Source organism: Arenibacter amylolyticus (genome assembly GCF_002150785.1).
Taxonomy (GTDB): Bacteria; Bacteroidota; Bacteroidia; order Flavobacteriales; family Flavobacteriaceae; genus Arenibacter; species Arenibacter amylolyticus.
Genome location: NZ_MTAZ01000031.1, coordinates 35,943 through 45,516, shown reverse-complemented (window position 1 = coordinate 45,516; position 9,574 = coordinate 35,943). Strand labels below are relative to the sequence as shown.

7 protein-coding genes are annotated in these 9,574 nt (G+C 43.8%); 5 read left to right on the top strand and 2 right to left on the bottom strand.

All coding sequences use genetic code 11. The features are described 5' to 3' along the window. Positions 1-362: 362 nt before the first annotated feature. The 3 genes from BV214_RS11965 (at position 363) to pth (ending at position 2,682) form a co-directional block, all read left to right on the top strand. Entirely contained in the window at positions 363-1,304 is a 942-nt protein-coding gene (locus tag BV214_RS11965) for a ribose-phosphate pyrophosphokinase (RefSeq protein WP_086477744.1), read from the top strand. Between the two features lie 45 nt (positions 1,305-1,349). Next, complete coding sequence (locus BV214_RS11960) at positions 1,350-1,976, top strand: 50S ribosomal protein L25/general stress protein Ctc (RefSeq protein WP_086477743.1); 627 nt, start codon at positions 1,350-1,352, stop codon at positions 1,974-1,976. 76 nt (positions 1,977-2,052) lie between these two features. Then, positions 2,053-2,682: an aminoacyl-tRNA hydrolase gene (gene pth / locus BV214_RS11955; RefSeq protein WP_086477742.1), complete on the top strand. Its 630-nt coding sequence runs from the start codon at positions 2,053-2,055 to the stop codon at positions 2,680-2,682. 8 nt (positions 2,683-2,690) lie between these two features. On the opposite strand, the gene BV214_RS11950 is transcribed toward pth, so the two are convergent. Together BV214_RS11950 and BV214_RS11945 are read right to left on the bottom strand one after the other, a co-directional pair. Beyond that, positions 2,691-3,374, bottom strand: coding sequence for a hypothetical protein (locus BV214_RS11950; RefSeq protein ID WP_086477741.1), 684 nt, complete (start codon positions 3,372-3,374; stop codon positions 2,691-2,693). 4 nt (positions 3,375-3,378) lie between these two features. Further along, positions 3,379-7,152: a reprolysin-like metallopeptidase gene (locus tag BV214_RS11945; RefSeq protein WP_086477740.1), complete on the bottom strand. Its 3,774-nt coding sequence runs from the start codon at positions 7,150-7,152 to the stop codon at positions 3,379-3,381. Positions 7,153-7,204: 52 nt separating this feature from the next. Here BV214_RS11945 and BV214_RS11940 point away from each other — a divergent pair, with 52 nt between their 5' ends. Continuing rightward, on the top strand, positions 7,205-8,131 hold the full coding sequence (locus BV214_RS11940) for a bifunctional riboflavin kinase/FAD synthetase (RefSeq protein ID WP_086477739.1): 927 nt from the start codon (positions 7,205-7,207) through the stop codon (positions 8,129-8,131). Further along, positions 8,131-9,444 (top strand): HTTM domain-containing protein, encoded by a 1,314-nt coding sequence (locus BV214_RS11935; RefSeq protein WP_086477738.1) that lies wholly within the window; start codon positions 8,131-8,133, stop codon positions 9,442-9,444. The genes BV214_RS11940 and BV214_RS11935 overlap by 1 nt, the downstream gene beginning before the upstream one ends. Positions 9,445-9,574 lie beyond the last annotated feature (130 nt).

Below are 9,574 nucleotides of genomic sequence, written 5' to 3'. Positions count from 1 at the left end.
CCCAAACCATTTAATTCATTATTTCAATCCTAGCGCGCCTGCCTAACGGCAGTCAGGCCTGCCTGTCGGCAGACAGGTCTACCAGTTCCGCCACTCGAGCAAACTAATTATTTTTATCTCTAAGGGATCTCAGTTGTTCTTTGTAAAACTCTTGAACCTCCTAATTCGCAATCTGCTTTTAATGTATTCCTTGCTATGCTGCAGGGCATAAATTTTGATAGCGACTGCAAAAGTAGAAAATATTTTGTTTAATCCCACAAAAAAATATCAAGAATTATACTTTAGCAACCCAAATAAATTTCTAAATTTGCACCTGCTTAGAAAGACGAACCTCCAATAATCTAAAAAACAAGACGTTATAAATGTCATATCAAGTACCGGAACCTAAAATTTTCACCTGTACACAAAGTGCAAAACTGTCCGAGAAAATAGCTGAATCTTTTGGAACAGAGCTGGGGAATGTAATTTTTTCCAGATACAGTGATGGTGAGTTTCAGCCTTCTTTTGAGGAGTCTATAAGAGGTAGAAGGGTTTTTATTATCGGTTCAACCAATCCAAGCTCCGAGAATCTAATGGAACTATTGCTTATGTTGGATGCGGCCAAACGCGCGTCTGCCCGACATATCACTGCAGTAATTCCCTATTTTGGGTGGGCAAGACAAGATCGGAAGGATAAACCGAGAGTGCCTATAGCCGCTAAGTTGATTGCCAATATGTTGGAAGCTGCTGGGGCCACACGTATTATTACGATGGACCTGCATGCCGATCAGATTCAAGGGTTTTTTGAAAAACCGGTAGACCATTTGTTTGCGTCCACCTTGTTTTTGCCCTATCTGGAGAGCTTAAATCTTCCAAATCTTACGATAGCCTCCCCGGATATGGGTGGTTCTAAAAGAGCCTATGCCTATTCTAGAGCGCTAGATTGCGATGTGGTAATCTGTTACAAGCAAAGAGGTGGAGCCAATGTTATTTCACATATGGAGCTGATTGGGGATGTAAAAGGTAAGAATGTGGTATTGGCCGATGATATGGTAGATACTGCTGGGACCCTGACCACTGCGGCAGATCTAATGATGGAACGAGGAGCAGCAAGTGTAAGGGCTATTACAACCCATGCATTGCTTTCTGGGAAGGCCTATGAAAGAATAGAAAATTCGCAATTGTCCGAGCTGATTGTTACAGACTCCATACCTTTGCGAAAAGAAAGTAAAAAAATAAGGGTGATTAGTTGTGCAGAATTGTTTGCAGATGTTATGCATAGGGTACATCATAACACCTCCATAAGCTCTAAATTCTTGATGTAGGAGCTTAGTGGGAAAAGGAAATTAATTAATATTTAATTATATACAATGAAGTCAATTACAATTAAAGGATCAGAAAGAGAAAGCGTGGGCAAAAAAGCGACAAAGGCCTTACGTAATGCTGGAAAGGTACCTTGCGTTATTTACGGAGGGGAAAAACCATTACACTTTACAGCAGATGAACTGTCGTTCAAAGATTTAGTGTACACTCCAAACGCGCATACTGTTGTGATTGATTTGGGAGAAGCAGGTAAATATGATGCCATTAAGCAAGACATCCAATTTCACCCTGTAACGGACAATATTCTACATATTGATTTCTACCAATTGTTCCCGGACAAAGAAGTTTCTATGGATATTCCTGTGAAATTAGTAGGAAACTCTCCTGGTGTTCGTAATGGTGGTAGATTACTATTTAGAAAGAGAAAACTTAGTATTAAGGCACTTCCTGGTGATTTGCCCGATTTCTTTGAGGTGGATATCTCTAAATTGAAGATTGGTCACCATATTTCAGTGGAGTCACTTAAGAAGGACGAATTTACAATCCTACACCCAGACGCTACTACCATAGTGCAGGTTAAAGCGGCACGTAACGTTATAATCGAAGATGATGAGGACGAAGAGTTAGAAGCAGAAGCTACCGAAGGAGGAGCTGCTGAGGCTGCTAACGAATAGATCTTATTCAATTTATTATCAAAGCATCTGCGAAAGCAGATGCTTTTGTATTTTTATAAACTCCAAAAACAGGTCTATGTTCCACTATTTAAGGGCGCTTTTTAAGGTGAACGGACTACTACTGGACGAAACAGACGGAATGAAAAAATTTTTAATAGTTGGTCTTGGTAATATCGGTGACGAATATGTTGAAACTCGACATAATGTTGGGTTTAAAATATTGGATGCCTTGGCCAAAAAGGAGGAATTCTCCTTTGAAACCCAAAAGTTGGGGGATGTTGGGGTGTTTAAGGTGAAAGGGAGAAGTATACTCTGCCTAAAGCCCTCTACCTATATGAACCGCAGTGGAAAGGCCCTTCGGTATTGGATGGAGAAAGAAAAAATCCCCTTAGAAAATGTGCTGGTAATTACAGACGACATCCACTTGGATTTTGGAACCTTAAGGTTGAAGAAAAAAGGTAGCGATGGTGGACATAATGGGTTGAAGGATATCCAGTTGCATTTAAATACTACGAAATACAATAGATTGCGATTTGGCGTTGGGGCCGACTTTGGCGAAGGGGGGCAAATAAATTACGTACTAGGGGAGTGGAGTCAAGATGAACGGGACAGGCTGAAAGAGCGGTTCGAGAGAACTACCGAATTGGTTCGGTCTTTTGTGCTGTCCGGCATGGAAAGAACCATGAACCATTTTAACAATACCTAAGCAGTTATTTAGCGGACCTTGAAAGAGGCAATGGCGTTCGTAGCCTTGTTGCCTTCCAGATCAAAGCTTACAATACGCCAGTAATAACTGGTGTTGCTGGTTACACTTACGTTTAATTCCGACTGACTGGAGGTGAGGGATGCCAAAAGGGTGGTTGGTGGATTGTCCGTGGAAAAATACACCTCGTAACCAGCCAGGTCATTGTCTACATCTGCACCTTCCCAGATTAACACCACTTCATTATTGATGTCCTTGGCCACCGTACTCCCCATTCTGGGTGCCTTTACTTCCGCAGGGAAGGGGGCGTAAGTAGTTTGGAATCCGGCATTATAAAAAAGCCAAGTTTCACTTTTTCCGGTCTCTTGAACGGCCTTGTTCCTGCTGATGACAGACCACGAGTAGGGGCTCCCTTTTTCTAAAGTCAGCTTTGCTGTTGGGGCAGTAGACATAATTGTTTGCGTGGTATTGGTATTGAGGTTGGTAGCTCTAAGCTCATAGGTTTCTGTGTGATTGGAAGCTACCCAGTTAAACGTTACTACCGAGGTGTTGGTCCCGATTACGGTTTCTCCTGTGGTGCATTCAGAGTTTTTAAGGGGGAAGGTTAATTGTGCGGCAGCAGGGGCCTGGGGTGCGTCTTTACCCCCGCAGGCCATTAGAATCATTAAAAATAGAAGTAAGAAGGGGAGTCTCATGAGCCTATTTTTTAATTACATGTATTGTGGTGTTTGTAACACTGCCTTTTAGTCTTAGGAGGTAGCTTCCAGAAGGGAGTCCCGAAAAATCTAAATTTAAGCTGTGACCCGTGGGTCGGTACGTTTTCTCTTTAATAAATTTTCCTGCTAAGGTATAGGTGGCAACGCTAAGCTCTTCCACTGTCTGGTCTAGGCGAATAGATACAATTTCGTCAAATGGGTTGGGATACGCCTGCGGCTTGTCTAACAATAAGAATTGTTTCTCAAAAACTCCTTGACAAGCCATCTTGCTTTGCACTTTTAAGTGATTGATGCCTTTGGAGAGGTTTAGCACCAAAGCAGGGGAGGTGGTGGTTGTGAGCGCCCCGTTAAGTTCAATATGGTATTCCTCTGCTCCTTCCATGGTGATTATTACCTGTTTCCCATCAGCGGTTAGATTGGCGTTCACCGTTAGGGGGTGAGGTTCGCTTATCACGGTTTCAAAACAATAGGGTTCATAGGTCTTTCCTCCCTCTGTTCCTTCAATGCAAATCCCATAGGTTCCTGAGGCTAGGTTCTGAATAGTGTAGGATTCCGTGAAATTGAAGGTGGTGCTTATGGAGCCTCCTGTAATTGTCCCTTGGTAATTTAGCGTCTTATTGGCGTGTAGGTCAATGGAACCATCACTTTTCCCCCGGCAGGAAGCACTATTAATTGCTATCTCAAAATTATCTGCTGGGAATAGGTATAACGGACATCCATTTAAATCTACCAGCGTTCCTGGTGGGGTTCCTAGGCAGAGGTCGTCCCCATCATCAAAGACACCGTCATTGTCATCGTCTATTCTTAGGGTGCCCTCTACGCAAAAATCTATAGAGAAGGTATTTAGGAATCCCCCGTCTGAGGGTGCTACATCCCTAACTTCCAGTGTCCATTGACCAAAGCTAGACTCCCCGTTAAAGGCGCTTAACGAGCCTAGGGGTTTTACGGTGCCTTGGATAGCAGGATTAGTGCCACAGATAAAACTATTGGCATCATCATCAAAAGTCGCATTGATATTCTCGCTTGCACCACAGGAATTGGATACTAGGGTTACCCTGGTGCCCGACGGGGAAATTAGATCTATTTCCAAATCGGCCAGAAAAGTGTGTTTAAGGTCTATAGTAACATTCATATCTGCAATTGGCAGATCGTTAATAATATCTATAGAGGCAGTGATGGTAGAGGTCCCGGTAGTGGATATGGCCATGGGGAGTCCGTTAGCGGTTTTGGTATTGCAGTCCAGATCAATGGTAGAGAAGCTAAAGGCAGGTCCAAAAGTCCCCTCCCCACAGCTGTTTTTAGGCTTTACCCGCCAAAAATAGGTATTCCCTTCGCTTAGATTGTCTGTTAGGTAGGTGGTAAATAACGTGCTATCTGCTCTAATAATATTAGTGAAACTGGGGTCTTCGGCAATTTCCAACTCGTAGGAGGTATGTGAAGGGTTGGGAGCCCATTCCAATACCGTGGCCACATTGGTATTGGTGGCGCCATTGGCAGGGGATTGAAGCACCACGTCGGTATAATTAGTGTCCAATACCCTTAGGTCTATGGCGATGGTCTTGGTGATACTTGGGGTGGTGGCTAATATATTGATGGGGTAATTGCCTGGGGTTACTGCATTAGTGTTAGAAAAGCTGAGGTTCACCAAGGTGTCATTTACAGCAGTGGAGGTAGGGGAAAAATCAACAGTAAGTCCGGCAGGAATCCCAGTGGCCGAAAAAGTGGCTTCCTCAGAAAATCCTCCAAAGGTTTTATAGGTGAAGGAGGTGGTTAGGTTGTCTCCTTGGCATACTTCATATTGTAATTTAGGGAAGTCCAAAACTATCTCGGAAGTGGCAATACTGAAATTGGATGCGTTTACCGCCAAAAATATATTATCGTGGGCCTGTACCATTATTCGTGCTAAATTGGTAGCGGTACTGGGGATGATAATATCGTGTTGCCCATCATTTGGCACCCCTTCCGCAAGTAATATAGGAAAGGAGATCCCTCCGTTGGCAGAAAAATAAATATCCACCATTTGTGTGTTCACGGGAAATTGGTTGGTATTGGCTACATCCCAGGTGACCTCCTGCCTAGTGCCAGCTAGGTAGGTTTCATTCGCGGCTTGGGAGGTTATTTTAAAAGGCCCGGCCTGGTCTGTCACCTTTACGGTTACCAGGTCGGCATCTACTTGTCCCCCTCCCGGGGCATTGTCCCTAACCGTTAAGGCGAAGCTGAGATCTCTTTCTACGTCCGAAACGGTTTCCCAAGTGCTATTGTTCGTTGGATTGGTCTGGGTGAGGTTGCCATTGACAATACTACTTAGCCTAGGGAAATACCTAGTAGGTTGTACACTGGGCTTTATGGATCTAAAATTGGCTCCGCTAAGGTTGGTGGGACCAAAGCTGGAATAGGTGACAATCCCGTCATTAATCTGCTCCCAATTATAAGTGAGTATATCCGTTGAATCTATATCTACGGCATGGGCAGTAAGTGCAAAGGCGGTAGATTTTGGGATGGTGTAATCTCCAGAAGGCGTTATCTGAGGCGGGTTGTTGGTAATAGGGATAACTTCCCCGCAATTGGCCGTTTCTATGTAATCTAGTATTTGTAGAATGCTGTAATAATGAAAATAATCGTCCCCCTTCAAGGCCACATTGTTTTTTCCCGATATGCCTGCGTATCCCATAATGGTAGTGCCGCTTCCCGGCTCCGCCTGCACTAAGGTGCCTTCAGATTCATAGGACCAGGTGTGGTTGGCCCCAAACTGGTGTCCAAATTCATGGGCCACAAAATCCAGGTCAAACATATCCCCTTCTGGCATACTCCCAGAGGAGTAGGCACTTCCTTTCCTGGAATCGATGCATGCAGAGGCTATAAATCCGGCATTTCCTCCATTGAAGTCTTTATGGAAAAGGTGTCCTACATCGTAATTTTCTGGCCCTACTACCGTGGTTAAGGTGTGTTGCACCTCAGAATTTAAATTCACCCCATAGGGGTCTGTATCCTTGTTGAGGTAGATTACCTGTTCTGTTGCTGCTACCAGTTCTAACCGCACCCCTAGGTCGCGCTCAAAAACTTCATTGACACGGGTTAGGGTCGCATTTATTCCTGCAAGGGCGTCCGCAACCGTTCCCCCGTGGTAGGCCGTGTATTCCCCAGTAGCGGAAATGGCCACCCTGTATTTTCGCAGTTCCTGGCCATCTACTAATTTCTGAGAGGAAATTCTTTTTTCTGGTCCCGTGACAGATTGGGTGTCGCAGATAAAATCCGTATTCATCCTATAGGTATCCTCCCTCCTGTAAACCATATACTCATTGTTGGCGCGAGAGGTTTTTTGCATAAAGGTGGCAGGCTGCCCATTGCCATGGATAATCATGCTCTGAAGTCCCTTATGGGATACGCTAAAACGTATGCGGTCTCCGGAAGCATCTAGGCTATGGCCTATGTACGATTTAATTGCTGGATATTTTTGTGCCAGGGCTGGTGAGAATACGGAAGCCTCTTCAATTTGGAAGGAGGTAAGTTCCCCCGCTGCATTTGGGAAGGCCAAGGTCTTTTTGCCCTTGCTAGCCATGGTAGCCTGTAATTGGTCCCCAAAAACACGGGAATCTAGTGTGAAAATTTGGGCGTTTTTAACCTCTAAGGGTACTACTTGCTGTTGGGTGTTTTGGCTGTAGGAACCTGATTTTATCCAATAGGGAGATTGTGCCGCCCCGTAAAAGCTGAGAAAAAATATGGATATTGATAAAACAAGGCGTAATTTTACAACCATCAACAAGATATTAGTACATACTCAAAGATAGGATTTTTTATTATTTCAATTTGTGATAACAGTTCAAGGCATCTCTAGGTACGATAAAGCGCATTCCACCGCCATTACGATTGGCACTTTTGACGGTGTTCATGTAGGTCATCGAAAGATATTGGAGCGACTTATAAAAAACGCCAAAGATCTGGGACTAAAATCTACCGTCCTCACTTTCTTTCCACATCCAAGAATGGTTTTGCAGCAAGATGTGTCTATACAACTCCTGAATACCATAGATGAAAAGATTAAAATACTTAGATCCTTGGGGCTAGATTATCTGATTATCCATCCCTTCACCAGGGATTTTTCTCGCTTATCTGCAACGGAATTCGTTCGGGATATACTGGTGAACGAGCTAAAAGTGAAGAAAATAATCATCGGTTATGACCATCGCTTCGGACGGAATAGGAATGCCAATATCAATGATCTCATTTCATTCGGGGAGGCGTTAGACTTTAAGGTGGAAGAAATATCGGCCCAAGAAATAGACGATGTTTCCGTGAGTTCTACCAAAATACGAAAGGCCTTGGAAGCGGGGGATGTACGTACGGCCAATAATTATTTAGGGTATCAATATATGCTTACGGGTACCGTGGTAAAGGGGAAAGGACTGGGAAGAAAGTTAGATTTCCCAACCGCAAACCTATCCATTGCCGAAGAGTATAAGTTGATCCCCAAAAATGGGGTATACGTGGTTAGTAGTGTCCTAGATGGAAAAAAGGTCTACGGGATGATGAATATCGGGGTAAACCCCACCGTTGCAGGGACCAAACGCAGCATTGAAATTAATTTTTTCGATTTTGACCAGGATCTCTACGGAAGGCTTATTCAGATAGATATCGTAGATCGTATACGGGACGAATATAAGTTTGACTCCTTGGAAGCTTTAAAGATACAGTTGGGAAAAGATAGGGAAACCTCCCTCTCCTTAATTCCCAAATAATGTTAGAACGATTCCTGTTCACCAAGATAGATAACAGTCCGCTAGTTGTTTTTCGGATGTTGTTTGGCGTATTGGTGAGCTTTGAATGCTATGGGTCTATACTTACTGGATGGGTGAAACGCAATTTGATAGACCCTAGCTTTACCTTTTCTTTTATAGGTTTAGAATGGCTGCAGCCTTTGCCGGGATTTGGCATGTATTTCTATTTCTTTGCCATGGGCACCCTAGGGATCTGTATTGCGTTGGGATATAAATACCGCATAAGCGTCCTTAGCTTTACCATCCTATGGGCCGGCGTGTATTTTATGCAGAAAACGGCTTATAACAACCATTACTACCTGTTGTTGCTCATTTCCGGTATGATGTTCTTTTTACCGGCGCATAAGGACTATTCACTAGATGCAAAACGTCATCCTAGGATCCGAGCGCATAGCATGTATGCTTATGTGAAATGGGTAATTGTACTTCAGTTGCTCATCGTATATACCTATGCGGCTATCGCTAAGCTGTATGGGGATTGGTTAGACTTTAGTGTGATTGAAATTCTCTTTAAAGGAAAGGCGCATTACCCCGTGGTGGGTCATTGGTTGCAAAATACTAGCTTGCATCAGTTTATAGGTGTTTCCGGATTCCTTTTCGATCTGTTGATTGTTCCCGCCCTGCTTTGGAAACCCACAAGGAAGTGGGCCTTTATTGCCTCCGTCTTTTTCCACCTATTCAATTCCATAATTTTTCAAATTGGGATATTTCCCTATTTGGCATTGGCTTTTACCGTATTCTTCTTTCCGCCAGAGGTAATACGAAAGCTCTTTTTAAAGAAGAAAGCCCCTTATTTGGAGGTGGAGTCAGTGGCGCCGCCTGATAGAAATTGGATTGTTGCCCTTTGGGGTCTTTATCTTTTGGTGCAATTAATACTTCCGGTAAGGCATCATTTTATTAAGGGAGATGTGTTGTGGACCGAGGAGGGGCATAGGATGAGTTGGAGGATGATGTTGCGAAGCAGGGAGGGAATGGCCACCTATAGGGTGGTGAATAAGGCTACGAACGATGTTTATTTGGTAGATTTAAACACCTATTTAACCAAAGCCCAACAGCGGAAGGTAGCCAGTTATCCAGATTTTATGTGGCAGTTTGCCCAGTATTTAAAACGGGAGTATAAGGCAGAGGGGATAGAGGTCTCGGTATTTGTGGATGCCAACGTAGGGGTAAATGGGAAGCCCAAGCAGCCCTTTATAGATCCTGAGACAGACTTAGCCGAGGTGCGGTGGAACTATTTTTGCCATAATCCCTGGATACTGCCTCCAAAGCAGTAAAGACCTTCTTCTAGGGCCAATAAGAAAGTATGGTTTTTAGGGGGAATCTACCTTCCATAGTAGAGCAGAACAAATTGTTCTAGCAATAAATTGATTCCTTCTCCAATTAAGCTTAAATTTGACCTCCAAA